The organism is Mesorhizobium sp. M7A.F.Ca.US.011.01.1.1, from assembly GCF_003998295.1.
Classification (GTDB): domain Bacteria; phylum Pseudomonadota; class Alphaproteobacteria; order Rhizobiales; family Rhizobiaceae; genus Mesorhizobium.
In genome coordinates this window covers 14,518-40,714 of the sequence record NZ_RZRT01000003.1, presented here as the reverse complement: position 1 = coordinate 40,714, position 26,197 = coordinate 14,518, and the positions used below count along the sequence as shown (strand labels likewise).

General features: G+C 63.5%; 28 protein-coding genes. 16 read left to right on the top strand and 12 right to left on the bottom strand.

Features of this window, described 5'->3' with window-relative positions; translation table 11 throughout:
* Nucleotides 1–222 precede the first annotated feature (222 nt).
* On the top strand, nt 223–528 hold the full coding sequence (gene clpS, locus EOA13_RS04945) for an ATP-dependent Clp protease adapter ClpS (RefSeq protein WP_027039419.1): 306 nt from the start codon (nt 223–225) through the stop codon (nt 526–528).
* A 2-nt stretch (nt 529–530) separates the two neighbouring features.
* Here the strand turns inward: clpS and EOA13_RS04940 are convergent, their stop codons facing one another.
* Genes EOA13_RS04940 through EOA13_RS04925 form a run of 4 tightly spaced genes read right to left on the bottom strand, consistent with a single transcriptional unit; the run spans nt 531 to nt 7,455 of the window.
* Nucleotides 531–2,609: a hypothetical protein gene (locus EOA13_RS04940; protein ID WP_127290176.1), complete on the bottom strand. Its 2,079-nt coding sequence runs from the start codon at nt 2,607–2,609 to the stop codon at nt 531–533.
* A gap of 57 nt (nt 2,610–2,666) precedes the next feature.
* Nucleotides 2,667–5,489, bottom strand: a complete 2,823-nt coding sequence (locus EOA13_RS04935; RefSeq protein WP_127290174.1) for a DUF4159 domain-containing protein — start codon at nt 5,487–5,489, stop codon at nt 2,667–2,669.
* Entirely contained in the window at nt 5,486–6,451 is a 966-nt protein-coding gene (locus EOA13_RS04930; RefSeq protein WP_127290172.1) for a DUF58 domain-containing protein, read from the bottom strand. Before EOA13_RS04930 ends, EOA13_RS04935 begins: the two co-directional genes overlap by 4 nt.
* Nucleotides 6,451–7,455, bottom strand: coding sequence for a MoxR family ATPase (locus tag EOA13_RS04925; RefSeq protein ID WP_127290170.1), 1,005 nt, complete (start codon nt 7,453–7,455; stop codon nt 6,451–6,453). The genes EOA13_RS04930 and EOA13_RS04925 overlap by 1 nt, the downstream gene beginning before the upstream one ends.
* A 154-nt stretch (nt 7,456–7,609) precedes the next feature.
* On the opposite strand from EOA13_RS04925, the gene EOA13_RS04920 reads away from it, so the two are divergent.
* From EOA13_RS04920 to EOA13_RS04910, 3 genes are read left to right on the top strand one after another with little or no spacing between them, the layout of a single operon-like run.
* Nucleotides 7,610–8,239 carry a DUF1285 domain-containing protein gene (locus EOA13_RS04920; RefSeq protein WP_127290168.1) on the top strand — a complete coding sequence of 210 codons (630 nt, stop codon included), beginning with the start codon at nt 7,610–7,612 and terminating at the stop codon, nt 8,237–8,239.
* Nucleotides 8,239–8,871, top strand: a complete 633-nt coding sequence (locus tag EOA13_RS04915) for a CoA pyrophosphatase (protein ID WP_127290166.1) — start codon at nt 8,239–8,241, stop codon at nt 8,869–8,871. The genes EOA13_RS04920 and EOA13_RS04915 overlap by 1 nt, the downstream gene beginning before the upstream one ends.
* Nucleotides 8,868–10,133, top strand: a complete 1,266-nt coding sequence (locus EOA13_RS04910; protein ID WP_127290164.1) for a CCA tRNA nucleotidyltransferase — start codon at nt 8,868–8,870, stop codon at nt 10,131–10,133. The genes EOA13_RS04915 and EOA13_RS04910 overlap by 4 nt, the downstream gene beginning before the upstream one ends.
* Before the next feature lies 1 nt (nt 10,134).
* On the opposite strand, the gene EOA13_RS04905 is transcribed toward EOA13_RS04910, so the two are convergent.
* From EOA13_RS04905 to hemF, 3 genes are all read right to left on the bottom strand, one after another.
* Nucleotides 10,135–10,320 carry a DUF1059 domain-containing protein gene (locus EOA13_RS04905; RefSeq protein WP_013529972.1) on the bottom strand — a complete coding sequence of 62 codons (186 nt, stop codon included), beginning with the start codon at nt 10,318–10,320 and terminating at the stop codon, nt 10,135–10,137.
* 228 nt (nt 10,321–10,548) lie between these two features.
* Complete coding sequence (locus tag EOA13_RS04900; RefSeq protein WP_023809849.1) at nt 10,549–10,809, bottom strand: DUF1344 domain-containing protein; 261 nt, start codon at nt 10,807–10,809, stop codon at nt 10,549–10,551.
* Nucleotides 10,810–11,120: 311 nt separating this feature from the next.
* Nucleotides 11,121–12,035, bottom strand: coding sequence for an oxygen-dependent coproporphyrinogen oxidase (gene hemF / locus EOA13_RS04895; protein WP_127290162.1), 915 nt, complete (start codon nt 12,033–12,035; stop codon nt 11,121–11,123).
* A gap of 166 nt (nt 12,036–12,201) precedes the next feature.
* Between hemF and EOA13_RS04890 the strand changes: the two genes are divergently transcribed.
* Nucleotides 12,202–12,459: a hypothetical protein gene (locus EOA13_RS04890; RefSeq protein ID WP_027039410.1), complete on the top strand. Its 258-nt coding sequence runs from the start codon at nt 12,202–12,204 to the stop codon at nt 12,457–12,459.
* On the opposite strand, the gene soxR is transcribed toward EOA13_RS04890, so the two are convergent.
* Together soxR and EOA13_RS04880 are read right to left on the bottom strand one after the other, a co-directional pair.
* A complete protein-coding gene (soxR, locus tag EOA13_RS04885) occupies nt 12,456–12,917 on the bottom strand; it encodes a redox-sensitive transcriptional activator SoxR (protein WP_127290160.1) in 462 nt (153 codons plus the stop codon). The genes EOA13_RS04890 and soxR overlap by 4 nt on opposite strands.
* A gap of 171 nt (nt 12,918–13,088) precedes the next feature.
* Nucleotides 13,089–13,547: a tRNA (cytidine(34)-2'-O)-methyltransferase gene (locus EOA13_RS04880; RefSeq protein WP_127290158.1), complete on the bottom strand. Its 459-nt coding sequence runs from the start codon at nt 13,545–13,547 to the stop codon at nt 13,089–13,091.
* Nucleotides 13,548–13,990: 443 nt separating this feature from the next.
* On the opposite strand from EOA13_RS04880, the gene EOA13_RS04875 reads away from it, so the two are divergent.
* Genes EOA13_RS04875 through EOA13_RS04855 form a run of 5 tightly spaced genes read left to right on the top strand, consistent with a single transcriptional unit; the run spans nt 13,991 to nt 18,992 of the window.
* Complete coding sequence (locus EOA13_RS04875) at nt 13,991–14,428, top strand: hypothetical protein (protein WP_245490300.1); 438 nt, start codon at nt 13,991–13,993, stop codon at nt 14,426–14,428.
* Nucleotides 14,415–16,301 (top strand): ABC transporter ATP-binding protein, encoded by a 1,887-nt coding sequence (locus EOA13_RS04870; RefSeq protein WP_127290156.1) that lies wholly within the window; start codon nt 14,415–14,417, stop codon nt 16,299–16,301. The genes EOA13_RS04875 and EOA13_RS04870 overlap by 14 nt, the downstream gene beginning before the upstream one ends.
* A gap of 10 nt (nt 16,302–16,311) precedes the next feature.
* Nucleotides 16,312–18,195 carry an ABC transporter ATP-binding protein gene (locus EOA13_RS04865; RefSeq protein ID WP_127290154.1) on the top strand — a complete coding sequence of 628 codons (1,884 nt, stop codon included), beginning with the start codon at nt 16,312–16,314 and terminating at the stop codon, nt 18,193–18,195.
* Between the two features lie 4 nt (nt 18,196–18,199).
* Entirely contained in the window at nt 18,200–18,679 is a 480-nt protein-coding gene (locus EOA13_RS04860) for a GNAT family N-acetyltransferase (RefSeq protein WP_127290152.1), read from the top strand.
* A 1-nt stretch (nt 18,680) separates the two neighbouring features.
* The gene (locus EOA13_RS04855) at nt 18,681–18,992 is read left to right on the top strand and encodes a DUF6665 family protein (protein ID WP_127290150.1); all 312 of its coding nucleotides are present in this window, start codon (nt 18,681–18,683) and stop codon (nt 18,990–18,992) included.
* A gap of 62 nt (nt 18,993–19,054) precedes the next feature.
* On the opposite strand, the gene EOA13_RS04850 is transcribed toward EOA13_RS04855, so the two are convergent.
* Nucleotides 19,055–19,399, bottom strand: coding sequence for a cupin domain-containing protein (locus EOA13_RS04850; protein WP_127290148.1), 345 nt, complete (start codon nt 19,397–19,399; stop codon nt 19,055–19,057).
* Between the two features lie 314 nt (nt 19,400–19,713).
* Here EOA13_RS04850 and petA point away from each other — a divergent pair, with 314 nt between their 5' ends.
* The 6 genes from petA (at nt 19,714) to EOA13_RS04820 (ending at nt 25,193) form a co-directional block, all read left to right on the top strand.
* On the top strand, nt 19,714–20,274 hold the full coding sequence (gene petA / locus EOA13_RS04845; protein WP_023809838.1) for a ubiquinol-cytochrome c reductase iron-sulfur subunit: 561 nt from the start codon (nt 19,714–19,716) through the stop codon (nt 20,272–20,274).
* A 16-nt stretch (nt 20,275–20,290) separates the two neighbouring features.
* Entirely contained in the window at nt 20,291–21,592 is a 1,302-nt protein-coding gene (locus EOA13_RS04840) for a cytochrome b N-terminal domain-containing protein (RefSeq protein WP_127290146.1), read from the top strand.
* A 28-nt stretch (nt 21,593–21,620) separates the two neighbouring features.
* Nucleotides 21,621–22,493, top strand: a complete 873-nt coding sequence (locus EOA13_RS04835; protein WP_127290144.1) for a cytochrome c1 — start codon at nt 21,621–21,623, stop codon at nt 22,491–22,493.
* A 127-nt stretch (nt 22,494–22,620) separates the two neighbouring features.
* Nucleotides 22,621–23,316, top strand: coding sequence for a phosphatase PAP2 family protein (locus tag EOA13_RS04830; protein WP_023809836.1), 696 nt, complete (start codon nt 22,621–22,623; stop codon nt 23,314–23,316).
* Between the two features lie 176 nt (nt 23,317–23,492).
* Nucleotides 23,493–24,638, top strand: coding sequence for an alpha-hydroxy acid oxidase (locus tag EOA13_RS04825; RefSeq protein WP_164779985.1), 1,146 nt, complete (start codon nt 23,493–23,495; stop codon nt 24,636–24,638).
* Between the two features lie 9 nt (nt 24,639–24,647).
* Nucleotides 24,648–25,193, top strand: a complete 546-nt coding sequence (locus EOA13_RS04820; RefSeq protein WP_013529989.1) for an adenine phosphoribosyltransferase — start codon at nt 24,648–24,650, stop codon at nt 25,191–25,193.
* A gap of 45 nt (nt 25,194–25,238) precedes the next feature.
* On the opposite strand, the gene EOA13_RS04815 is transcribed toward EOA13_RS04820, so the two are convergent.
* Both EOA13_RS04815 and EOA13_RS04810 read right to left on the bottom strand, forming a co-directional pair.
* Nucleotides 25,239–25,709 carry a MaoC family dehydratase gene (locus EOA13_RS04815; RefSeq protein ID WP_127290140.1) on the bottom strand — a complete coding sequence of 157 codons (471 nt, stop codon included), beginning with the start codon at nt 25,707–25,709 and terminating at the stop codon, nt 25,239–25,241.
* Nucleotides 25,706–26,182 carry a MaoC family dehydratase gene (locus EOA13_RS04810; RefSeq protein ID WP_127290753.1) on the bottom strand — a complete coding sequence of 159 codons (477 nt, stop codon included), beginning with the start codon at nt 26,180–26,182 and terminating at the stop codon, nt 25,706–25,708. The genes EOA13_RS04815 and EOA13_RS04810 overlap by 4 nt, the downstream gene beginning before the upstream one ends.
* Nucleotides 26,183–26,197 lie beyond the last annotated feature (15 nt).

Sequence of the window (26,197 nt, the reverse complement as noted above, 5' to 3'; positions counted from 1 at the left end):
CACATGATTGTGAATGGCAGCGCCGGCGGACACTGGTTTTCGCGCGTTGATCAAAATGGACGACCGTTCTCACCAGTGCCAAAATGGTGGTCACCTCGCTTACGCCAGAGCAATTCACCGTTTCGTGGAAACGGCGGACCGCTCTGATCCTTTGTTTGACGCAATTCCGGACGGAAAACCGTTTTGACACTTTTCCCGGAATTGCCCTAATGGTCGGTTCCAATGCCTGAAATCACCACAAAACCGCGCGTCCAGGTCAAACCGCAGGTCGAACGGCCAAAGCTCTACAAGGTCATCCTCATCAACGACGATTTCACGCCGCGCGAATTCGTGGTGACGGTGCTGAAGGGCGAGTTCAAGCTCAGCGAGGACCAGGCGCACCGGGTGATGATCACTGCGCATCGACGCGGCGTCTGCGTCGTTGCCGTCTTCACCAAGGATGTCGCCGAGACCAAGGCGACGCGGGCCACCGATGCCGGCAAGGCCAAGGGCTATCCGCTGATGTTCACGACGGAGCCGGAGGAGTAGTCCTACCGTCCCTCGCGGTACCACATCGAGCCCATCGCCAGAAGCAACAGGCCGAGGCCGAGGAAGCCGCCGAACAGCGGCACGCGCGAAACGGCCTTGAGCACGCTGTCGTCTGTCGTGCGCAGTCCGATCCAGTCGTTGCCGGACGCGGCACCAGCCGAGCGCACCGGCACGATGGAGGGTAGCGTCACGTCGCTGCCAAGGGCCGTGGATGACGCCAGCCGGCGCACGCTGCCGCCGGTTGCTTCCGCCGGTGCCTTCAGCCGGTTTTCGGTGGAAATGACGTCGGCGAATTCCGGTGCGTTGACCGGGCCGACATGGGCGAGCGCCGTCAGGTCGCCATTGGCGACCTGGTAGAGGCCGATCTCGCTGGTTTCGACGCTGCCGAGGAAGACCCCGGGCTCGGATTTATCGAGCTTGACGGTCAGTGTCTTGCCGGACGGGGTGATGATCTGGGCTGGGCCGGGATCGTCGGCCATCGACTGGCGGCGGATTTCCAGCACCATGCCGCGGCCGTCGGCGGTCAGCCGCTCCTCCTCGAGCTCGGGCTCCTTCATCAGCCAGTGCGCAATGCGCCGGTAGAGCTGGACATGCGGTCCGCCGCCCTCGAAGCCGCGCGCCCACAGCCAGCCCTGATCGGACAGCAGCATGCCGACGCGGCCTTCGCCCTTGCGGTCGAGCAACAGCAGCGGCCGGTTGTCGGCGCCCTTCATCACCACTGCGCCTTCGGGATTCTGCACGCCGATGGTGCGGAACCAGCGGCTCCAGTGCGGCGGCTCGGTGGCGGAGCCATCCAGCCCACGCGTCACCGGGTGGCGCTGGCCGAGTTCGGTGAGGCGCGGATAGAAGGCCTTGTCGACCACCTCGCCGGTGGGCATCGCCGGCAGGGCGGACATCAGCGGCGTGCGCGCGATCGAGCTTTCGCCGGCATATTCGGGGCCGGCCGCGATCAGCAGCGCGCCGCCCTTTTCGACATATTCGGAGATGTAGTCGTAATAGAGGATCGGCAGCACGTCGCGGTGCTGGTAGCGGTCGAAAATGATGAGGTCGAAATCCTTGATCTTCTCGACGAACAGTTCGCGGGTCGGGAAGGCGATCAGCGACAATTCGTTGATCGGCGTGCCGTCCTGCTTTTCCGGCGGCCGCAGGATGGTGAAATGGACGAGATCGACCGAGGCGTCGGATTTCAGCAGGTTGCGCCAGGTGCGTTCGCCGGCATGCGGCTCGCCGGAGACGAGCAGCACGCGCAGATTCTCGCGAATGCCGTCTATGAGCGCGATGGCGCGGTTGTTGGTGTCGGTCAGTTCGCCCGGTTCGCGGTCGATGGCGAGTTCGACGATGTTGCGCCCGGCACCCGGAATGGTCACCTGCAGCGGCATCGCCTGGCCAACGGTGGCGTGCTCGACCGCGACCTGTTCGCCATTGACCGAGACGCGCACATCGACCGGGCCGGTCTCGTTTTCGGTCGAGATGACGCGGTAGGTCATGTCGAGCGGCTTGCCGACAAGGCCGAAGCGCGGCGCGTTCTCGAAGCGGATGCGGCGGTCCTTTTCGTGGTCGTTGCCGGTGATCAGGGCATGCAGCGGGGCGTTGAAATCGGGCGCGGCCGGGGGGGCGTCATGGACCTCGCCATCGGTGATCATGATGGCGCCGCCGATGCGTGACGGCGGCACGTCGCGGAAGGCGCCTTCAAGCGCACCGAACAGCCGTGTCTCGGTGCGCTCCTCGGCGGCCTCGGATTTGCCGGCCTCGACGACGCGCACGTCGAACTGCTTGAAGCGGCCAAGCCGCTGCTGCAGCCCGGCCAGCGCCTCGTCGGTCTGTTTGGTGCGGTCGCCGATATCCTGGCTCTGGCTGCGGTCGACAATGAGAGCAACGACGCTTTTCAGCGGCTCACGCTCCTCGTTGAGGAACACCGGGTTGAACAAAGCGGCGGCGAGCGCGAGCAGGGCAACAAAGCGGAAGACCGAGCCGCGCTGGCGAAACCACAGGCCGACCAGCGCAAGCAGCGCCAGTGGCACCAGCGCCAAGGCCAGCAGGGGCCAGGAAATCAGCGGTTCGAAGGAGATCGACCAGTTCATTCCTTACCCTCCCATCTGGGAGGGTCGATCCCCGGAGGTGCAATAAAGGACATCATCTTACTGCCCCAGCCGTTCGAGCAGTATGGGCACGTGCACCTGGTCGGATTTGTAGTTGCCGGTCAGCATGTACATCATGATGTTGACGCCGGCGCGCAGCGCGTAGATGCGCTGCATCGGGTCGGCCGGCACGGTCGGAAGCAGCGCATCGCCGTTCTCGTCGACCGCCCAGGCGCCAGCGAAATCATTGGCGGTTATCATGATCGGCGAGACGCCATCGCCGGTACGCACCGGCCGGTTCTCGGCGTTGCTGGCGTCGAGCGAGGCCTCGACCCAGAGCGGGCTGCCGGCGAAGCGGCCGGGGAATTCGGGCAGGATGAAGAAGGATTTGGTCAGCACGTGGTCGGACGGTACCGGTTCCAGCGGCGGCACGTTGAGGTTGCCGAGGATGTCGCGCAGCCGCTCCGTCGCCGGGCTGGTTGAATCGGCGCCGATGCCGTTGGCGAACTGGTCGCGGGTGTCGAACAGCACCGTGCCGCCTTGCTGCATATAGGCGTCGACGCGGGCGATCGCGGCCTGGCTGGGCATCGGTGCGGCCGGATCGACCGGCCAGTAGATCAGCGGATAGAACGACAGCTCGTCCCTCGAGATGTCGACGCCGGCCGGCTCGCCCGGTTCCAGTGCCGTCTTCTCGACCAGGAAGCGGGTCAGGCCCTCAAGCCCGGCGCGGCTGATCGAATCGTCACCCGGCACGCCGGTCAGCACATAGGCGATGCGGGTCTTCGAAATCGCCTCGATGGCCACCTCGTCTCCCGGCTTGGCGTCGTCGGCGCGGGCACGGTCGGCATGACCGAACAGGCTACCCAGCGCAATAAGGACCGCGGCGGTGGTTGCCACGGCACCGGCGCGACGCGGCCGGCGTGAAAACAGGCCGCCCATCCAGAACACCGCCAGCGTATCAAGCAGCATCAGCACCAGGGCGGCCGCGACCAGCGCGCCTTTCAAATTGCGCGATTCGTCAAAGGCATACTGGATCGAGGTGATGGGAACAGTGATTTGCGGGCGCGCCAGCGGAGCCAGCGTGCTGTCAGCTTCAAGCAAATTATGGGCAAATACACCTGTCTCGGAACCATAGAGACCGGGCGGGTTTTCAAAAGTCACCGGCAGCGCGCCGGCGCCCGGTACAAGCGGCCGCGCGTCCGGCGTCGGCGGCACCAGCGAGCCGTCGGCTGCAATCATGCGATAGGGCGCCAGCGACGCCGCGGCGGCTTCGGCATTGGCGATGGCCGCGCCCTGGTTGCGCGACAGCTGCACGATGCGGCGCAGCATCTCGACGAAGCTGCCAGAGATCGGCAGGTTCGACCAGGTTGCTTCAGGGGTGACGTGGAACAGCACCAGCGTGCCCTTGCCTTTCTTCAGTCCGGTGACCAACGGCGTGCCGTCGGCAAGGGCCGCCCAGGTGCGCTCGACGATATCGGGTGTCGGCTCGGCCAGCACCTGCCTGCTGACGGTGACCTCGGTCGGGGGCGCCAGATCGGCGAACGGGCCGGCCTTGGGGAATTCGGTGACAGGCTGCGGCGACGTCCATGACAGCGCGCCGCCGAGCGAACGCTCGCCGGTGCGAAGGCGGACCGGCAGCAGATCGTCGTCATCGCCCGCGGTGGCGAGCCGCGAACCGGCGAAACGCACCAGCGTGCCGCCATTGTCGACCCAATCGACAAGCCTCTGCCGGACCTGTCCGGGAATGGTGCCGATATCGGCCATGACGATCATCGCGGGCTTCTGGTCGAGGATCTGCGGGATAGCGTCGGCAAGATCGGCGCTGGAGGGTTCGACCAGATCGGCGAATGGCTGCAGCGCCCGCCTGATGTAGTAGAGCGGCGACAAAAGCGGCTGCGCCTGGTCGGCCTCGGCCTGCGACAATAGACCGACGCGCCGCCGCTTGGAGCTTTCGTCGAGCACGCGGACCGCACCGGCCTGCCGCTCGCCGTCGAGCGCGATGGATGCGAAGTCGTTGCGCAGCTCGAACGGCACCGCCATGGTGCCGGTGGCGGTGGTTTCGCCAGGCGAAAAAGTCAGCGTCGCATCGGCGATGCGGCGGCCCTTGTCATCGAAGGCGCCGGCGGTGACCTGAGCCGGGGCAGGGTCGCCCGGCGCGCGGATGGCGGTCAGTGCAAAGCCGTCGACCTGGTTGTCGGCGGCGGTCAGACCGGTCAGCGACAGCCTGTCTGCGGTTGCCCAGACGACACGGGCGGCATTTTTCGACAAAAGCGTGTTGAAGGCGGCTTCATCGCCTTTTGCCGCCAGGCCGTCGGCAAGCACGGCGACACTGGCCCCGGGCAAGGTCTCCAGCACGCCGGCGACGCGGGCATAGACGGCGGGCCGGTCGGTCGGGATCGGCCGCGGCTTGGCGGCGCGCAGCCGGTCAAGGGCGGTGGCGGCATCGAACGGGCCGATCTCGGCATTGGCCTTTTCGGCGGTGAAGGCGATGACGACCGGCACGCCGTTGGAGCCGGCGTCGTTGATCAGCCGCTCGGCGGTGGCGACGCGTTTGCCCCAGTCGGCGGCACTTGCCCAGTCATTGTCGATGACGAGCGCAAGTGCTGCACCCTCGGCCGGCAGCTTTTCGCGCGGGTTGAAGACCGGGTCGGCCAATGCGGCCACAATGAGGGCCGCCATCATGAGCCTGAGCAGCGTCAGCCACCACGGACTCTGCTGCGGCGTCTCCTCGCGCTTCAGCACGCGGGCCAGGATCTTCAGCGGCGGGAAGATCTCGGTCTGCGGCTTGGGCGGCGTCAGCCTGAGCAGCCACCAGATCACCGGCAGCGCCAGCAGGCCCCACAGCACCATGGGGGCGCCAAAGGAAAGCGGCAGCCAACTCATGCGACAGCCCTTCCTGGCTGATCGCCACCGGCGATCGTGCCGGCACGACCGTCAGCGGTCGGCCTGACCGAGGGCCCATCAGTGGTCATTGCCATGTGCAGCCGCACCAGCGCGTCGGAGGCAAGCCGATCGGTGTGGTTGACGGTAAAGCTCCAGCCAAGCCGCTTGCACCAGGCCGCCAGTTCGTGGCGGCGGGCGGTGTAGAGCAGGCGATACTCATCTCCGAGCATTTCGGCGCGGCCGGCGGTCAGCTTGTCGCCGGTCTCAGGATCGGTGAACTCGGTTCGGCCGGCATAGGGGAAGGTCTCCTCGGCCGGGTCCGCGACCTCGATCAGGTGGGCACGTACGCCGTGGCGGGCCAGCACGTCGAGCCAGGCCATCGTCTCTTCGACAGGATCGAGGAAATCGCTGACGATGACGATGTCGCAGAAGCGCCTGATGTCGGACAAATCGGGTTTTGCCGGCAAATCGCCGGCATGCATCAACTGGGCGGCGATGCGTTCGGCGCCGTTGCGGGCGGTGAACGGGTCGGTGAGGCCCGGCCAGGCGATGCGCTCGCCGCTGCGCGACAACAGCTCGGCCATGGCCAGCGCCAGCACCAGCGCGCGCGATTGCTTGGAAACGCTGGCGCCGGTCGATTTGTAGAGCATCGACGGCGAGGGGTCGGCCCACAGCCACACCGTATGGGCGGCTTCCCATTCGCGGTCGCGTACATAGGTGTGGTCGTCGCGGGCCGAGCGGCGCCAGTCGATGCGCGAGGAATCACCCTCGACATAGGGCCGGAACTGCCAGAAATTCTCACCGATGCCGCGCTTACGGCGGCCATGCCAGCCGGCGATCACGGTGTTGACGATGCGGCGCGCCTCGACCAGCAGGTCTGGCACAAGCGAGGCCCGCAACCGGCCACGGGCGAGCGCGTCGCGCGTCGCTGCCGGAGCCTGGACCTCGCCAATGCGCGCCATTAGATACCTTTGACCAGTTTCGCCACCACGTCACGGACGCTGGTGCCTTCGGCGCGGGCGGCGAAGGTCAGCGCCATGCGATGCTGCAGCACCGGCTCGGCCAGCGCACGCACGTCGTCGACCGAGGGCGCCAGCCGTCCGTCGTAAAGCGCGCGCGCCCTTGTGCACAGCATCAGCGCCTGGCTGGCGCGCGGGCCGGGCCCCCACGCGACGTTCTTATCGGTTTCGGCGTTGCCTTGGCCGGGACGCGCCGAGCGCACCAGCGTCAGGATCGCTTCGACGACGCTTTCAGGCACCGGCATGCGGCGGATCAGCGTCTGGATCTCCTTCAGCCGCGCCGGTTGCAGCACGTTCTGCGCTTTCGCGTCCTCGATGCCGGTGGTTTCCAGAAGGATGCGGCGCTCGGCCTCGATTTCGGGATAGAGGATGTCGACCTGCATCAGGAAGCGGTCAAGCTGGGCCTCGGGCAACGGATAGGTGCCTTCCTGCTCCAGCGGGTTCTGCGTTGCCAGCACGTGGAAGGGCGCCGGCAGGTCATGGCGGGCGCCGGCAATGGTGACGTGGTATTCCTGCATCGCCTGCAGCAGCGCCGACTGGGTACGCGGCGACGCGCGGTTGATCTCGTCGGCCATCAGCAACTGGGCGAAGATCGGCCCGGAGATGAAGCGGAAGGAGCGTTTGCCGGTCTCGTCCTGCTCCATCACTTCGGAGCCGAGAATATCGGACGGCATCAGGTCCGGCGTGAACTGGATGCGACGCGAATCGAGGCCGAGCACGATGCCAAGTGTTTCGACCAGCTTGGTCTTGGCGAGGCCCGGCACGCCGACCAAAAGCGCATGGCCACCGGCCAGCAGCGCCACCAGCGTACGCTCGACGACGCTTTCCTGTCCGAAGATGACCCGGCCGACCCCGTCGCGGATACGGGAGATGTCGGCAAGCGCCTTTTCGGCCTCGGCGATCATGTCCTTTTCGCTGATCGGGCTTTCCTTGACCATCACGCTCATGCCGCATCGATCCTTGTGGTTGGAATACCATGGCTGGAACAACGGCTGCACCATACCATAAGTTGCCGCGATTCGGCCTCGCGTGGCGCCTATGTCGAAACTTAAATCACAGACTTAGGCTGACAAGCGGAACAACAGTGACTATTTCGTGACCATGACGGGACCCTTGGGACATCGTGAAGAAAGCCTGACTGGTGCCACCGAGGCGCGTGGTCTCGAGGCGCTCATCTCGCGCGCCGCCCGTGCCGGCAAGGGCGCGGCACCCGTCGAACGCTGGAATCCCGACTTCTGCGGCGATCTGGACATGGAGATCAAGTCCGACGGCACCTGGTTCTATCTGGGCACGCCGATCGGGCGCATGCCGCTGGTGCAGCTGTTTTCCTCGGTGCTGCGCAAGGACGCCGATGGCAGGACCTATCTGGTGACACCCGTGGAAAAGGTCGGCATCCGCGTCGCCGATGCGCCGTTCATCGCCGTCGAGATGGACGTTTCGGGTAGCGGCGAAGCGCAGACTATCACCTTCCGCACCAATGTCGGCGATGTCGTCGAGGCCGGGCCGGAGCGCCCGCTGCGCTTTGTCGACGAGAACGAGACCGGCGGGCTGAAGCCCTATGTGCTGGTGCGCGGCCGTCTGGAGGCGCTGGTGGCGCGGCCGGTGATGTATGAACTGGTCGGGCATGGCGAGGAGATCGAGATCGGCGGCAAGACGATGTTCGCGGTGCGCTCCAAGGGAGCCGTGTTCCCGATCATGCCGGCGGACCAGTTGAAGCGGCTGAGTGTGTGATGGACCAGGTGACGCCGGCGCCGTTTTCATCCGCGGATTTTCGCGCGCGCTTTGCCGTGCAGCCCGATGCGCATGCCGGCGACGATTATGGCGATCATCGCTTTAACCCCGGCCATCCGCGCCTCAATCAGGGCATGGCGCTGCGCAATGCCGCGGTGCTCATCCCAGTGGTCGATCATGAGGGCGATGCGACGGTTCTCCTGACCAAACGGGCCGAAAAGCTGCGCAGCCATTCGGGGCAGGTGGCATTTCCGGGCGGCACAATCGATCCGACCGATCCGAGCGCTGAGGCTGCGGCGCTGCGCGAGACCTTCGAGGAGATCGGGCTTGGCCGAGACCGCATCGAGATCATCGGCCGCATGCCCGACTATGTGGCCGGCAGCGGCTACCGCATCGCGCCGGTGCTGGGCATCGTGCTGCCCGGTTTCCAACTGACGCTCAACGCCGACGAGGTCGACGCCGCTTTCGAAGTGCCGCTGCGCTTCCTGATGGATCCGGCCAACCACAAGCGCGACAGCCGTATGTGGAACGATCTCGAATGGTTCTTCTACGACATGCCTTACGGCGAACGGCGCATCTGGGGCGTCACCGCCGGCATCATCCGTACCCTCTATGAAAGGCTTTATGCGTGAGTGTCTCGATCGCGGACAGGGCCGACTGGCTCGGCGACAAGCATCTGCAGCGCCTGCTGTTCGCACTGGCCGAAGGCGGTGAAGAGGCGCGAGTCGCAGGCGGCGCGGTGCGCAACACGCTGATGGGCCAGCCGGTCGCCGACATCGACATCGCCACCACCTGCCTGCCGGAGGAAACCCTCCGCCGCGCCGAAGCGGAAGGGTTCAAGGCGGTGCCAACCGGCATCGAGCATGGGACAATCACCGTGGTTGCCGGCGGAAAACCTTATGAAATCACCACCTTGCGCGCTGATATCGAGACCGACGGGCGGCGCGCGAAAGTGTCGTTCGGGCGCGACTGGAAGCTCGATGCCGACCGGCGCGACTTCACCATCAACGCGCTCTATGCCGGGGCCGATGGCAAGGTGGTCGACCTGGTTGACGGCATTGCCGACATCGAGGCGCGCCGGCTGCGATTCATCGGCGACCCGGAAGCGCGCATTCGCGAAGACTACCTGCGCATCCTGCGCTTCTTCCGCTTCTTCGCCTGGTACGGCGACGGGCGGCCGGACGCCGAAGGGCTGAAAGCCTGTGCCCGGCTTAAGGAAGGGCTGGCCCAGCTTTCGTCCGAGCGAATCTGGTCGGAACTGAAGAAACTTTTGTCGGCGCCCGATCCGTCACGGGCGCTGCTCTGGATGCGGCAGGCAGGTGTCTTGACCGCAGCGCTGCCGGAAAGCGAGAAATGGGGCATCGATGCCATCCATGGGTTGGCCAAGGCCGGGAAGGATCTGGGCTGGGCACCCGACCCGCTGCTCAGACTGGAAGCGATCGTGCCGCCGGATGCCGCGCGCATGAAGACGCTTGCCGAGCGGCTCAAATTTTCAACCGCTGAAGCGGATCGCCTGCGTCACTGGGCGCTTGCCACCGCCGTCGAGCCGAAGACGACTGAGAGCGAACTGGCGAAAAGGCTCTATCGCGGTGACCGGCAGGGGTTTGTCGACCGTCTGCGGCTGTCGCTTGCGGCAGCAAGGGTGCGCGCCGTCGAGGACAATGAGGCGCTGCTCGAAGCCGGTGGCTTTTCGCGCCTGCTTGCCTTCGCCACCAAATGGGAAAAGCCGTTGTTTCCGCTGAAAGGTGCCGATCTGACGGCGCTCGGCGCAACTCCGGGGCCGAAACTGGGCGAAATCCTCAGGAATCTTGAAGCGGAATGGGTCGAAGCCGGGTTTACCCCTGATCGCGACGCGCTCCTCAAGCGCGCCGCCGAAGCCTTGAAGGCCGGGTAGATCAGGCCGCGTCGCGGGTCTTTTCGATGCGCGAGCGGATCGCCTCGATCATCGTCTCGCGGATCACCGTCTCGCCATGCGTCTCGCGCATGTGCTCGACGGCACGGCGCATGACCTCGGCCTCCTCGTCGGCACGCGTGTGCCAGTCACAGCCGGGCACGAGCGACCCGCAGTGAAATTCCTTCATGAGATTTCTCCTTTTCCTCCGTGGAGCCCGAGGCTCCGGCACTTTTTTGGCTGACGGTCCAAATCCGAGATCGGATCCTGGGGGCCGCGAGCGGGAGAAGCATAACACAGATGGGGTGGCATTGGTTGCAGTCAACGGCGAAAAGGCGGAGCAGGCGCTGCTCCGCCCTCTTACGCTATCCCCAAACAGGACCGGATATCGTCTCATCCTGCTCTGGCGGGCAAGCCATCATTTTGCAACCTTGACGGCCTCAGCGACCTTGTTCTTGCCCTTCATATCCCATGAGACGCGGACCTTTTCACCGACCGTCAGGCCAGGATCCTTGAAGGTCTTGGGAAGCGTAAAAGACGATCCATCATCGAGGACCAGGCTCATGGCCGTCGTGTCAAAGGTCTTGATCGTCCCGGTGGTGTGCTTGACGGCGGCGAATGCCACTGAACCGGAAGCGAGAAGGGCAGCGGCGGCAGCCGAAACAATGATCTTGCGCATTGCGAAGTACTCCTGGAAAGGCGGGTATCTTTTTGACGAAGATGTCCCGCATCGTCTTGGGCCGTCCGGTCGCGTCGGGTCGCGGCTCGTTTTGTCTTGACGCAATTCCGGTCGGAAAGCCGTTTCGCACCTTCCTGGAATTGCGCGCAGGCGAACCGCCGGCGCTTCCCGACCCGGGGCCACAAATAGACCAGTCTTTTCAACAGCCTATTAGACGAAAAAGAAATTTTTCGCCGCACCGCGTGCCACATTCCATGCCCATTTCGAGCGAATGGGACATCAATGCGGCTCACGCCGCGCTCACCATTTTGTTACGGCCAGCGGACCTCGGGCGGCAGGCTGGAGAGAATGGACGCGACATTGCCGCCGGTCTTCAGTCCGAAGATGGTGCCGCGATCGTGAAGCAGATTGAATTCGACATAGCGGCCGCGGCGGATGAGCTGTTCGTCACGGTCGCCATCGGTCCAGTTCTCGTTGAAGTTGGCGCGCACGAGGTGACCGTAGACGACGAGAAAGGAGCGGCCGACATCCTGGACGAAGTTGAAATCGGCATTCCAGCCGCCTTTATCCTCACCCGAATGGAGCCAGTCGAAGAAGATGCCGCCGGTGCCGCGCGGCTCGTTGCGGTGCGACAGATAGAAGTACTCGTCGCACCAGGCCTTGAATTTCGGGTAATCGGCGACCGCGGCATTCTTCTCGCAAGCGAATTGCATGGCGCGGTGGAAGGCGACGGTATCAGGGTCGTCCTGGGTGCGGCGGCGATCGAGCACCGGTGTCAGATCGGCGCCGCCGCCGAACCATTGGCGCGATGTTACCACCATGCGCGTGTTCATGTGCACGGCCGGAACGTTGGGATTCCACGGGTGCGCGATCAGCGAAATGCCGGATGCCCAGAAGCGCGGGTCTTCCTCGGCGCCGGGCATCTGCTTCCTGAATTCGGGCGAGAATTCGCCATGGACGGTCGAAGTGTGGACGCCGACCTTTTCGAAGACGCGGCCGTGCATCATCGACATGGTGCCGCCGCCACCGCGCCCCTCGTCACGTTCCCATGGCGTCTTTTCGAAGCGGCCGGGCGACCACGAGGCCAGCGGCCCGCCAAGATCCTGCTCGATCTGCTCGAAGGTGGCGCAGATGCGTTCGCGCAGCGCCTCGAACCACAGCCTTGCCTTCATCTTCTTCTGTTCGATGTCGGCGGGCAGGCCTGCCGGTATTTCTGGTCGTTCCAAGTGCCGTCTCCGGTTGGGGCGGCGAGTCCCACAAATGACTCGTCTTTTGCCGGCGCGATCCCTAATCTCTTAAGGGCAAGGGTCAAGTCACTTTGGTTTTGCGCATGATCCTTTCCGAACTCGATTCCGATTTCGGGGTCATGCGCCAGGTGCAAGGAGTTGTTTCGTGCGCACCCCGGCAAGACCGCCGCTGGATGGCCTGAAGAAAAGGCTCGACCAAAGCCGTGCCGAACACGCGCGCATGCCGCGCGATGGTTTCCTGCGCGAGACCTTCGTGCTGCCGCGCTCCGATGCGCGGCTCAAGGCCAAGGAATGGTTCGAGCGCTTTCCCAAGCAGGCCTACTGGACCGAGATCGAAAGCTGGTTCGAGCGGCCGGGCGACTTGATTGAGTTCACCATCAGGCGCTTGCCTGCGGCTGACTAGGATGTCCTCGAGAGAGGCGGAGCAACCAGCCTTCTTGCCCCTGTCCCCTCGCGCGCCAGCCGGTCGCCCTTGTTGCGCAGCGGGCATTTGTCGATAGACATGCAGCCACAGCCGATGCAGTCGGTCAGCCCGTCGCGCAGTTTCTTCAACTGGGCGATCTTGTGATCGAGCCCGTCGCGCCAAGCGGTCGACAAAACGTTCCAGTCATCGCGCGTCGGCGTGCGGCCTTCTGGCAGCGATGCCAGGGCTTCACCGATCTCGGCCAGCGAAATGCCGACCTCCTGCGCCACCTTGATGATCGCCACGCGCCGCAGCACGTCGCGGCCGTAGCGGCGCTGGTTTCCCGCCGTGCGGTGGCTGCGGATCAGGCCGCGGGCCTCATAGAAATGCAATGCCGACACCGCCACACCGCTGCGCATGGCCACCTGGCCGACCGTTAGTTCCGTTATCGGTGCCATTCCTGACTTCCGCTCCGTTTTTCTCTTGACCTCAAGTTAAGTTGAGCTTGTAGCGAAGAGAGATCGTTTGGTCAAATGCAGGAGAAGGCGATGTGCGCCTGGGTAAGAATAAGTGGGAAAGCCCCTGTCGTCGTCGACGATAGGGGTGATGTTGTCGACGGGTTGCGGATCCTATCCCAGTTGCCGGATGGCTTCGCCCGCCACCATGGCGACGGAAAGCGCGACATTGATGCTGCGCGCCGCGCCCTGCATGGGGATGGTCAGCCGCGCATCCGCCGCCTGATGAACAGGATCCGGAACGCCTGCGGATTCGCGGCCGAACAGGAGGATGTCGCCATCGGCGAAGGTGAAGCTGGTGTAAGCGGTCGTGGCTTTGGTCGACAGCAGCACCAGCCGGTGCGCGCCGGCTTTGCGCCAGTCCTCGAAGGCGTGCCAGTCGACATGCCGGATCAGAGCAGCCATTTCGAGGTAGTCCATGCCGGCTCGCTTGAGCGCTTTGTCGGAGAGCGGAAAGCCTGCCGGTTCAATGATATCTACGCCGAGCCCGAGGCAAGCGGCGAAGCGCAGGATTGTCCCGGTGTTGCCGGCGATATCCGGCTGGTAGAGCGCGATGCGGAGACGACAGTTCATTTCCGCGTCTTTCTAATAAGTGGCAAATCGGCCACAGCGGGCTCGCGGTTTTGGAAATTGCTGGACCTGCGGGTGGCCATTTTCTGCGAAGTCGGGTATGTCAGCTCCATTGTCAACCCGAACCGATGGAGGGGTAATTCATGATGACCATGCACATCCAGCGCCCCTCTCGTGGGCTTACCTGCCTGCAGGCGGTTTCGGTACGACGATTCTCCTGACTCTCTAAGACTTGATCGCCCCGATTCCCGCCGAAACGATTTTTCGGCTCTCGAAGGAATCCTGCGATGTTTTTCAAAAAGTCAAAAGGGCTAAACGCCCCAACTGAAGCTGTCCGGACCGATGCTTGTCGTGTCCAGACCGACGCAAAGCGCGCCTCCGGCCGAATGCCGGCGGACGATATTGCTTCGCCTTTTTATCTCGATTTTCACACGGAGGACGGACCGATGTTCGATCCCTATAGAATACCGGGCTCGAGGAGCCTGCATATCCACCGACTGCCGACCTGGGCGCTGCTGATCGGCGACACCTATTCGTCGGCGGTTCACGCCGAGGTTCGCCGCCGGCCGCATCGGGGCATGCTGCCGGATGTCGATTTTTCGCGCGCGGTTCCCGATCTGAGCCGGCCTTCGCTGGTGCGCCGGATCATCCGACTGATCCGGCCGGGCGCGAAAAACCGGGCTGGCGGCACCGTGTCGTCAGGATCGTCTGGCGCAGCTGTCGGCGAAAAGCCCGCGAGCCCCTATATTGCGCGAAGCAGGGCCGACGGTCCGGGTGATTCCAGACCGTCGGCCCTTGACGCCATGGGTTCCGGGATTTCGTACGCTCACGTGCCGCGTAAGCGGCAAACACATTTCACAGGCATAACCTATGTTGTTGTTTAGCTGGTTTGAAAAAAGGCTCGATCCGTTCCCCGCGGCGGAACCGGTCGAGCCGCCCAAGACGCTGGTTGCCTTCTGCCTGCATTATACCCGCGGCGCATGGCCCTATATCGTTTTCGACGCGGTGCTGGTGACGGCCATCGCGATCGCGGAAGTATGGATGTTCGGCTTCCTCGGCCGCATCGTCGACTGGCTGTCGGGGCAGAATCGCGAAACCTTCCTGCAGACGGAAGCCTGGAAGCTCGCCGGCATGGCCTTCATCGTGCTGTTCGCGCTGCCGGGCACGGTATGGCTGCATTCGTTTCTCAACCAGCAGACGCTGATGGGCAATTATCCCATGCGCATCCGCTGGCAGGTGCACCGCTATCTGCTCAAGCAGTCGATGAGTTTCTACCAGGACGAGTTCGCCGGCCGCATCGCGACAAAGCTGATGCAGACGGCTCTCGCCGTGCGCGAATGCGTCATCAAGGTGATCGACGTCCTGAACTACGTTATCGTCTATTTCCTCGGCATGCTGCTCATCGTCGGCTCGGCCGACTGGCGGCTGGCCGCGCCGCTCGGCGTCTGGCTGGTCGGCTATATCCTTTTGCTGCGGTTTTTCATTCCCCGGCTGGGCAAGGTTGGCGAGGAACAGGCCAATGCGCGCTCGATCATGACGGGCCGTGTCGTCGACAGCTACTCCAACATCCAGACGGTCAAGCTGTTCAGCCATGCACGCCGCGAAGCGTCATTCGCCAAAGACGGCATGTCCGGCTTTCTCGAAACGGTCTACCGGTCGATGCGGCTGGTGACAGTGCTTTTTGGCTCGCTTTACATCCTGAATGCATTGCTCCTGTTCTCTGTCACCGCGATGGCGTTGTGGCTGTGGCTGGGGCAAGCAGTGACGATCGGCGCGGTCGCCGTGGTCATCGGCCTTGTGCTCAGGATGTGGGGCATGTCGCAATGGATCATGTGGGAAATGTCGGGCCTCTTCGAGAACATCGGCACGGTGCAGGATGGCATCGCCTCGATCTCGCTGCCGCGCCTTGTCGAGGACAGGCCGGACGCGAAGGAGATCAGCGTTTCCAGGGGTGAGATCCGCTTCGAGGACATCCGCTTCCACTACGGCAAGCAGAAGGGGGTGATCGAAGGCCTGTCGCTGGCGGTGAAGCCGGGCGAAAAGGTCGGCATCGTCGGCCGTTCCGGCGCCGGCAAGTCGACGCTGGTCAACCTATTGCTGCGCTTCTACGACCTTGAAGCCGGGCAGATATTGATCGACGGCCAGGAGATCGCCGGTGTGAAGCAGGATTCGCTGCGTGCGCAGATCGGCATGGTCACGCAGGACACCTCGCTGCTGCATCGTTCGGTGCGCGAGAACATCCTTTATGGCCGGCCCGATGCCACCGACGAGATGCTTGTCGAGGCGGCGCGCCGCGCCGAGGCGCTGGATTTCATCGGCGGGCTTTCGGATGCCAGCGGCCGCAAGGGCTTCGATGCCCATGTCGGTGACCGCGGCGTCAAATTGTCCGGCGGCCAGCGGCAACGCGTCGCCATTGCTCGCGTTATGTTGAAGGACGCACCTATACTTATCCTTGACGAAGCGACCTCGGCGCTTGATTCCGAAGCCGAGGCGGCGATCCAGGAGAATCTCTACAAGCTCATGCAAGGCAAAACCGTCATCGCCATAGCGCACCGGCTGTCGACCATCGCGGCGATGGACAGGCTGGTGGTGATGGACAAGGGCCGTGTCATCGAGGAAGGTTCGCACGAGGAACTCGTCGCCAAGGGCGGGCTCTACGCGCAGCTCTGGCAGCGCCAGTCGGGCGGGTTCCTGCTTGAGGACGGTCCCGCCGACGCCGCCAACGACGCACTTGCAAAGGGGCAAGCCGCAGAATGATGGCCGCCGCATGATGACTGCCGTCTATCGCTGGTTCGAGAACTGGGTCTATCCCTTCAGGGAGCCAGCGAATCTTCGGCCACCGACCAGCGTCGGCGGCTTTCTCTGGCATTATGTCGGCCAGGCGAAGTTCGCCTTCTTCGCCATGCTGGTCATCGGCGGCATCGCGCCGCTGGTCGAGGCCGGCGTGTTCTACTTCGTAGGGCGGCTGGTCGATATTCTCGACCAGCTTCCCGCCGAGCGCAGCTGGCACGCCTTGTGGAACGCCGCCGGCCCTGAACTGGTGTTCATGATTGCGGTGGTGCTGGTCATCCGCACCATCGTCGTCGGCCTGTCGGCGCTGGTCGACGAACAGACGATCACGCCGGGCTTCTACAATCTGGTGCGCTGGCAAGCGCACCGGCATGTGTCCCGCCAGTCTTACGCCTTCTTCCAGAACGATTTTGCCGGCCGCATCGCCACGAAGGTCTGGCAGGCGGGGCAAGCGACCGGCGACCTGATGGAAAGCTTCATCGAGGTCGTCTGGTTCATGATCGTCTACACGGTGACGACGCTGGCGCTGGTCGCAGGCCTCGATCTCAGGCTGGCGGTGCTGGTGGTGATCTGGATTTCCGCCTTCGGTTGGTTGGCCAAACTCTATCTGCCGGCAATCCGCAAGCACGCGGAGGAAACCGCCGAGGCCGGCTCGATGATCACCGGCCGCATCGTCGATTCCTATTCCAACGTGCAGACGCTGAAACTGTTCTCGGCCGACGGCGACGACCGCTACATCAGGAACGGTTTCGACATCTACCTCGACGCATTGCGCCCGTTCACCCGCCGGCTGACCGGCGTGCGCATGGCGCTGACGACGCTGTCGGGCATCATGATCACGGCGATCGGCTGTTTTGCCGTCTATCTCTGGGTCGAGGGCTCGATCACAGTCGGCGCTGTCGCCTTCACCCTGTCGCTGGTGCTGCGGCTCAACATGCTGCTTGGCCGGCTGATGATGCAGCTCAACAGCATCTTGCGAAACCTCGGCGTACTGGAGAACTCCAAGGCGCTGATTTCGCAGCCGCTCGGCCTCACCGATGCGCCCGACGCCAAGGAACTCGTGGTGGCAGGCGGGCGTATCGAGGTGAAGAACGTCGAGTTCCATTACGGCAAAGGTTTCGGCGTGCTGAACGGCATCGACCTTGTCGTCAAGCCGGGCGAGAAGGTCGGGCTGGTCGGACCGTCTGGCGCGGGCAAGACGACCCTCGCCAATCTGATCCTGCGGCTCTACGATCTGGAGAGCGGGTCGATCACCATCGATGGCCAGGATGTCGCCAAAGTCACGCAAAATTCGCTGCGCGCCAATATCGGCGTCGTCAGCCAGGACACGGCGCTGTTCCACCGTTCGCTGCGCGACAACATCAAGCTCGGCATGCCTGACGCGACCGATGCGGAGGTGATCGCGGCGGCGAAAAAGGCCGAAGCGCACGAGTTCATCCTGACCTTGCGCGACAACAGGGACCGCGCCGGCTACGAGGCCTTTGTCGGCGAGCGCGGCGTCAAACTGTCGGGCGGCCAGCGCCAGCGCGTGGCGATCGCCCGCGTGTTCCTCAAGGATGCGCCGATCCTGATTCTCGACGAAGCGACCTCGGCTCTCGATTCCGACATCGAGGCGGCGATCCAGGAGAATCTGACGCGGCTAATGGAAAACAAGACGGTCATCGCCATCGCCCACCGGCTGTCGACGATCGCAGCACTCGACCGGCTGGTGGTGCTCGACGGCGGCCGCATCGTCGAGCAAGGCACGCATGACCAATTGGTGGCGCTCGACGGGCTCTATGCGCGGCTGTGGAAGCGGCAGTCCGGCGGTTTTCTCTACCACGAGGACAGCGTGCTCGAAGAGACACGCCCGGCGGAGTAGCTCCATGGGTGGATCAACAGGCGCCATCCCAGAGGTCGGCTACGTGCTCAAGCGGCTCCGGCCGACCGTGCCGGCCTTCGACACGCTGAAGGAAGAGAGCCGGCTGGAAGGCTACTGGATGTTGGTGCGCCTGGCGGATGGCTGGGCAAGTGGCCGCAACAAGTTCCTGAAACGGGGCGAGGCGCTGTACGGAGCCTGGGATGGAAGGGAACTCGCCGGCCTGTGCGGGCTGAACATCGATCCCTATTTCGAGGCCAGGGACCACGGCCGAGTCCGGCACCTGTTCGTCAGTGCCCGCCACCGTCGCGCCGGCCTTGGCCGGATGCTGGTTGAAACCGTTATCGACAGGGCACGTCACCATTTCGCCGCGCTGAACACCCGCGCGCCGCAAGAGGCTTTTGGTTTTTACGAACGGCTTGGATTTACCCGCGTGGAAGGCGAAGAATTCGTCACTCACCGCATGGTTTTCGGGAAAGGAGGCTGAAATGTCCTTGCGTCCGCCATCTCATCTTGCCGGCGCTACCGCTGCCGAAGCCGCCTTCGACGCGCTCGGCCATGAAATATTGGCGGAAAAGGCGGCAGCACTTGGCCGCGCCGGTCAGCGGGTAGACGAAACGCTGGCCAGGCTGCGCGACAATGCCGACGAGCAACTGCGCCCCCGGCTGCTCAAGGATGCCGCCGAGGCGGTGCATGGCTATTTCATCCAGCGCGAGCTGTGCGGCTTGCGCAAGCACGATGCCGTCATTCGTGAATACAACATCCCGAAAGCGGTGCTGGCCAGGCTCGGCGCGAAATAACTCTCTTTTGTTGGACCATGATCTTATTCCGAAAACCGGTTCCCACTTTTCGGGATCATGGTCTACTCAAGCCATTCGGTGATGAAGCTGCCATTCTCGTGGATGTCGGTCGTCTCCAGCGGGCCTGGGCCGAGATTGGTGAATTTGTGCGGCGTATTGGGCGGCACGATCAGGATCTGGCCGGCGGATGCCTCGATCTCCTGGTCGCCGACAGTGAACAGGCCGGTGCCCTGGCGGATGATGAAGATCTCCGCGTAGGGATGCGTATGCAGGCGCGGGCCGCCGCCGACGCCAGGCAGATAGTTGAAGATCAGGCAGGAGTTGGAATTGTAGGCGCCACATTGCAACTCGCCCTTCCAATGGTCGGAGCGAACGGCCCAAGTGTCGCGGTCTATGACGTGTGCCATGATGGCAAGGATAGACCCGGCTGGCGCCTTGTGTCGAGGCGAACAAGGGCGTCGGATTTGCGGTTGTTTCCCGGTTGTTTAGCGATGTTTGGCGGCTATCCGGCGTCGCGTTGACCGGTGGCGGATTTTGTCCCCGCGACAATCTGCCCTTGTGCCTTCACCCGTCTGGACAAAAACGGGCTTCACGCATAAACCGAAGTCCAAATGCCGGAGGAATTCGCAAGCCTGTTCGCCATGCGCTGTCGGGTTGGCGTAATTGAGCGGGGAACAAGGCTCAGCCACCGGCACGGAAGAGGCGAAAGGATCAGGCACCCGTGAGCGCAACCGACACCCAGGATCCCAACCGTCGTGATTTTCTCTACGTCGCCACCGGCATGGCCGCAGTGGTCGGCGCGGGTGCCTTCGCGTGGCCGTTCATCGACCAGATGCGCCCCGATGCCTCGACGCTGGCGCTCGCTTCCGTCGAAGTCGACGTCGCCTCGCTGACGCCGGGCATGTCGCTGATCGTCAAGTGGCGCGGCAAGCCGGTCGTGGTCCGCAACCGCACCGAACAGGAAATGAAGGACGGCGAGGCTGTCAATCTCGCCGATCTCAAGGATCCGATCGCCCGCAACGCCAATCTGCCGTCCGATGCGCCGGCGACCGATGCCAACCGCACCACGCCCGGCAAGGAGGCCTGGATGGTGATGGTTCAGGTCTGCACGCATCTCGGCTGCATTCCGCTTGGCCAGGAAGGCGATTTCGGCGGCTGGTTCTGCCCGTGCCACGGTTCGCAATACGATACGGCCGGCCGCATCCGCAAAGGCCCGGCGCCTGAGAACATGGCGGTTCCGGTATTCAAGTTCATTTCCGATACCAAGATCCTTATCGGTTGAGGCAGGGGATATTTCGATGAGCGAGGGACACTCGACCTATACGCCCAAAACCGGTCTCGGACGCTGGTTCGACGCCCGCATGCCGCTGCCGCGGCTGGTCTATGACAGCTTCGTTGCCTATCCGGTGCCGCGCAACCTCAACTATGCGTGGACCTTTGGCGGCATCCTTTCGATCATGCTGGTGGCGCAGATCCTGACCGGCATCGTGCTGGCCATGCATTACACGGCTGACACCAATCTGGCCTTCGGCTCGGTCGAGAAGATCGTGCGCGACGTGAATTCCGGCTGGCTGCTGCGCTACATGCATTCGAACGGCGCCTCGTTCTTCTTCGTCGCCGTCTACATCCACATCTTCCGTGGCCTCTATTACGGCTCCTACAAGGCGCCGCGCGAGCTGCTGTGGATCCTCGGCTGCATTATCTATCTCCTGATGATGGCGACCGGCTTCATGGGCTACGTGCTGCCATGGGGCCAGATGAGCTTCTGGGGCGCCACCGTCATCACCGGCTTCTTCAGCGCCATTCCGCTGGTCGGCGACTGGATCCAGCAGCTGCTGCTCGGCGGCTTTGCCGTCGACAACCCGACGCTGAACCGCTTCTTTGCGCTGCACTATCTGTTGCCGTTCATGATTGCCGGCGTCGTCGTTTTGCACATCTGGGCGCTGCATGTCGTGGGCCAGTCGAACCCGACGGGTATCGAGGTCAAGTCGAAGACCGACACTGTCGCCTTCACCCCCTACGCGACCATCAAGGACGCGTTCGGCATGATCGTGTTCCTGTTCTTCTTCGCCTATTTCGTCTTCTACCTGCCGAACTATCTCGGCCATCCCGACAACTACATCGTCGCCAACCCGCTGAAGACGCCGGCCCACATCGTGCCCGAATGGTACTTCCTGCCGTTCTACGCGATCCTGCGCGCCATCACCTTCAATGTCGGGCCGATCAACTCCAAGCTCGGCGGCGTGCTGTGCATGTTCGGCGCCATCGTCATGTTGTTCCTGGTGCCGTGGCTCGACACTTCGAAGGTGCGCTCGGCGGTTTACCGGCCCTGGTACAAGCTGTTCTTCTGGCTGTTCGTGGCCGATGCCATCCTGCTTGGCTGGCTGGGCTCGCAGCCGGCCGAAGGCAGCTATGTGTTCATGGCGCAGATGGCGACATTGTTCTACTTCGCCTTCTTCCTGATCGCGCTGCCGGTGCTCGGACTGATCGAGACGCCGCGACGGCTGCCGAACTCGATCACCGAGGCGGTCCTCGAGAAGAACAAGGGCGGCAGCGGACATCCGGCGGGCGCTACGGCGGCGCCGGAAACCAAAGGCTGAGCGGGTAGAGAATCTAAGGGGATTTGGCATGAAAAAGATTCTCACCTCGCTGGCGCTGATCGGCCTCGTGGCCGTCGCCGCTGGGGCCGCGGGCACTCGGGCGATCGCCGCCGAAGAGGCACACAATGTGGCCAATCCGACGCATTTCCCGATCGACGAGCCAAAGGAAATGGACTGGAGTTTCACCGGCCCGTTCGGCACTTACGACAAGGCGCAGCTGCAGCGCGGCCTCAAGGTCTACAAGGAAGTCTGCTCGGCCTGCCATTCGATGAACCTGGTGGCGTTCCGAACGTTGTCGGACCTCGGCTATTCCGATGCGCAGATCAAGACGCTGTCGGCCGAGTACACGATCCATGACGGTCCCAACGATGCCGGCGACATGTTCGACCGTCCAGGCAAGCCGTCCGACCACTTCCCGCCGCCGTTCGCCAACGACGAAGCGGCCGCCGCTTCCAATGGCGGCGCTGCCCCGCCCGACATGTCGCTGCTGGCCAAGGCTCGCGGCGTCGAGCGCGGCTTTCCGCAATTCGTCTTCGACATCTTCACACAATACGATGCCGGCGGTCCCGACTATATCCACTCGCTGCTGACCGGCTACGACCAGACGCCGCCGGCCGGCATGGTGATCCCGGAAGGCACCCACTACAATCCGTACTTCATGTCCGGCGTGTCGCTGAAAATGCCCAAGCCGCTCTCCGACGGCCAGGTGACCTATGATGACGGTGCGCCGCAGACCGTCGACCAGTATTCCCGCGATGTCTCCGCCTTCCTGGCGTGGGCGGCCGAGCCGCATATGGAAGACCGCAAGAAGACCGGTTTTCGCGTTCTGGTGTTCCTGCTTTTGTTCGGCGCGCTGGTCTATCTCACCAAGCGCAAGGTGTGGGAAGACGTGGCCCACTAGACCACACAATCAAGTGATCGCGAAGGGCGCCGAGAGGCGCCCTTTTGCATTTCCGGAGGCTGGTCATGTCACATGGCCGTCATCGCATCCGGCGATCCTGTGCTGCTCTCATCAAAGGATCGCATTCATGAAAAGATACGCATCGCTCGCGGCAGGCCTGTTGCTGCTCATCCTCGGCTCGGCCGCGCAAGCGGAAGACGCCCAGCCCTTCGTCACCAACAAGGACGTCGACCTGACGATGATCCTGCCGCCGCCGCCGGCAAACGATTCGGCGCAGACCAAGGCCGAACTCGGCGAGGTGCTGACGCTGCAGGTGACGCGCACCCCGGAGATGGTCGCCAGCGCGGTGGCCGATGCCGAGGAGAATGTCTGGCGCTTTGCCGACGTCATGGGGCCGAAATTCAACAAGGAAACGCTGCCGAAATTCAGCGCTTTCTTCGATCGCGTGGTGGCTACCGAAGGGGCTGTCGTCGACCCGGCCAAGGATGTCTGGAAGCGCCCGCGCCCGCATCAGCTCAGCGATCTCGTCAAGCCGGCGGTCAAGCTGTCGAGCTCCGGTTCCTGGCCGTCTGGCCATGCCACCGTAGGCACGATGATGGGCATCATCCTGTCCGACATGGTCCCGGAAAAGCGCGCCGAGATCATGGCGCGTGCGGCCGAATACGCCCACAACCGCGAGGTCGGCGGCATCCACTATGCGTCCGACGTCGAGATGGGCAAGATTTCCGGCAGCGTTATTGCCGCGGTCCTGCTCAACCGGGACGACTTCAAGGCTGAATATGAAGTGGCCAGGGCCGAGCTTCGTTCCGATCTCGGCATGTAATCCTCGTCAGCCGGATTTAGACGGGAAGGGGCGCTTAAGGCGCTCCTTTTTTGTTAACGCTCGTGCTCAAGCGAAAGTTCGGCAATTAGTCCGTTGGCATGGCGGCATCAGGTTGATATTCGACGCATCGAACGGTGGCGAGAAGCTCGTCCCGCCATGGCCTTTGGAATTCGATGATGCGGCTCAGCGACTGTCACAACTTTTCCGATTTCCGGCGGATGGCACAGCAGCGGCTGCCCGGGCCGATCTTCAACTACATCGACGGCGCGGCCGACGATGAGGTCACTTATCGCCGCAACACCGAAAGCTTCGAGACCTGCGACCTTGTTCCCAACGTGCTGCGCGGAGTGAGCGAGGTCGACATGTCGGTGATGGTCATGGGCCAGAAGCTGGCGATGCCGTTCTATTGCTCGCCGACCGCCTTGCAGCGCCTGTTCCACCATCAGGGTGAGCGCGCGGTCGCCAGGGCCGCCGCCAAATACGGCACCATGTTCGGCGTCTCCTCGCTTGGCACCGTCAGCCTCGAGGAGGCGCGCGGCATCAGCAGCAGCCCACAGGTCTACCAGTTCTATTTCCACCGGGATCGCGGCCTCAACCGGGCGATGATGCAGCGCGCAAAGGCGGTTGGCGTCGAGGTGATGATGCTGACCGTCGACAGCATCACCGGGGGAAACCGCGAGCGCGACAAACGCACCGGCTTTGCCATTCCCTTCAAGCTCAATCTCGCCGGAATGGCACAGTTCGCGCTCAAGCCGGCCTGGGCGATCAACTATTTCACCCATGAGGGGTTCAAGCTGCCGCAGCTCGACGAGCATGTCGACATGGGCGGCGGCACGATGTCGATCAGCCGCTACTTCACCGAGATGCTAGACCCGTCGATGACGTGGGACGACGTGGCCGAGATGGTCAAGCTTTGGTCGGGTCCGTTCTGCCTCAAGGGCGTCATGTCGGTGGAGGATGCAAGACGCGCCGTCGACATCGGCTGCAGCGGCATCGTGCTGTCGAACCATGGCGGGCGGCAGCTGGATGGCTCGCGGGCGGCGTTCGATCAGCTTGCCGAGATCGTCGACGCCGTTGGCGACAGGATCGACGTCATCATGGATGGCGGCGTGCAGCGCGGCACCCATGTGCTGAAGGCGCTGTCGCTCGGTGCCAAGGCCGTCGGCGTCGGACGCTATTATCTGTTTCCGCTCGCGGCGGCCGGCCAGCCCGGCGTCGAACGGGCGCTTGAACAGATGCGGGTCGAGATCGAACGCGGCATGAAGCTGATGGGCTGCAGTTCGATCGAACAATTGTCGCGCAAGAACCTCCGTTTCAGGTAATCTCGACCCATGAAATCCTCCCTCGAAGACACATTGCTCGCCGCGATCCGCACCATTCCGGATTATCCCAAGCCCGGCATCCTGTTTCGCGACATCACCACGCTGCTCGGCAATGCGCGCGCCTTCCGCCGCGCCATCGACGAACTGGTGCATCCCTATGCCGGCCAGAAGATCGACAAGATCGCCGGCATCGAGGCACGTGGATTCATCCTTGGCGGCGCCGTCGCCCATCAGCTCTCGGCCGGTTTCGTGCCGATCCGCAAGAAGGGCAAGCTGCCCTACGAAACGGTGCGCGTCGCCTACAGCCTGGAATACGGACTGGACGAGATGGAGATGCACAAGGACGGCGTTGCTCCGGGCGAGAAGGTGATCCTGGTCGACGATCTGATCGCCACCGGCGGAACGGCTGAAGCCGCGGTCAAGCTGCTGCGCCAGATCGGCGCCGACATCCTCGCCGCCTGTTTTGTCATCGACCTGCCGGACCTCGGCGGCCGCGCCAAGCTCGAAGCCCTCGGTGTGCCGGTCAGAACGCTGATAGGGTTCGAAGGACATTGAGGAGTGCTCTCCCTTCTCCTACAACAAGGGAGAGGGAAAGTGGCGTTACTCGGCCTTCACCAGAACGGCGCTTTCGAACTCGAGCACCTTGTCGCCGGTGGAATCGAAAGCTTCCGAACGCAGTGCCAGCAGCCGCCAACCGGGGCGTGAGGCGATTGGGCGGTGCGACAGCGCGGTGCGCGTGAAGGTGATGGTTTGCCCGGCATAGACCGGCTTCAGCCATTTCAGGTTCTTGAAGCCGGGCGAGGGGCCGAATTCCGGCACTGGACCGGGACCGCTCCACGCAGCGATCTCGGCGTCCATACGGTTTTCCAGATTGAGTTTCATCCAGGTCGCGGCCGTGTGCCAGCCGGACGCGCAGAGGCCGCCGAGCACACTTTTCTTCGCGGCCTCCTCGTCGATATGGAAGATTTGCGGGTCGTACTTACGGGCGAAGGCCTTGATCGCCTCGGGCTCGAATGTGTGCGAGCCGAGCGTGACGGTGGTGCCGATACGGAAGAACTCGTCCAGTGTCATGCTTGGCTCCCCGCGGCATCGTGCGTGAGGAACATGACGGAGTTCTCGAGCTCGAAGACGCTTTCGCCACGCTGGTTGAACAGTTCGCTGCGCATGGTAACGAAGCCGAGTTGCGGCTTCGATTTCGACAGGCGCTTGGCAATAACCATCAGGGTGCCGGTCAGTTGGTCGCCGGCCAAGACCGGCTTTTTCCATTTGACCTGATCGACTCCGGGCGCGCCCTGGCAGGTCGAGTCCAGCAGGAACGCATCGCACAGCATGCGCATGAACATTGCGCAGGTGTGCCAGCCCGACGCTGCCAGCCCGCCGAGGATGCTGGCCTTGCCGGCTTCCTCGTCGAGATGCATCGGCTGCGGGTCGAATTCTCCGGCGAATTCGACGATCTCGGCGGCACTCACGAGCTTCGAGCCGAGGTCGATCGACGCGCCCTCGATGAAGTCCTCATAGGCCCATGTTTTTATCTCTGCAGTCATGGTCTGGAATCCGGC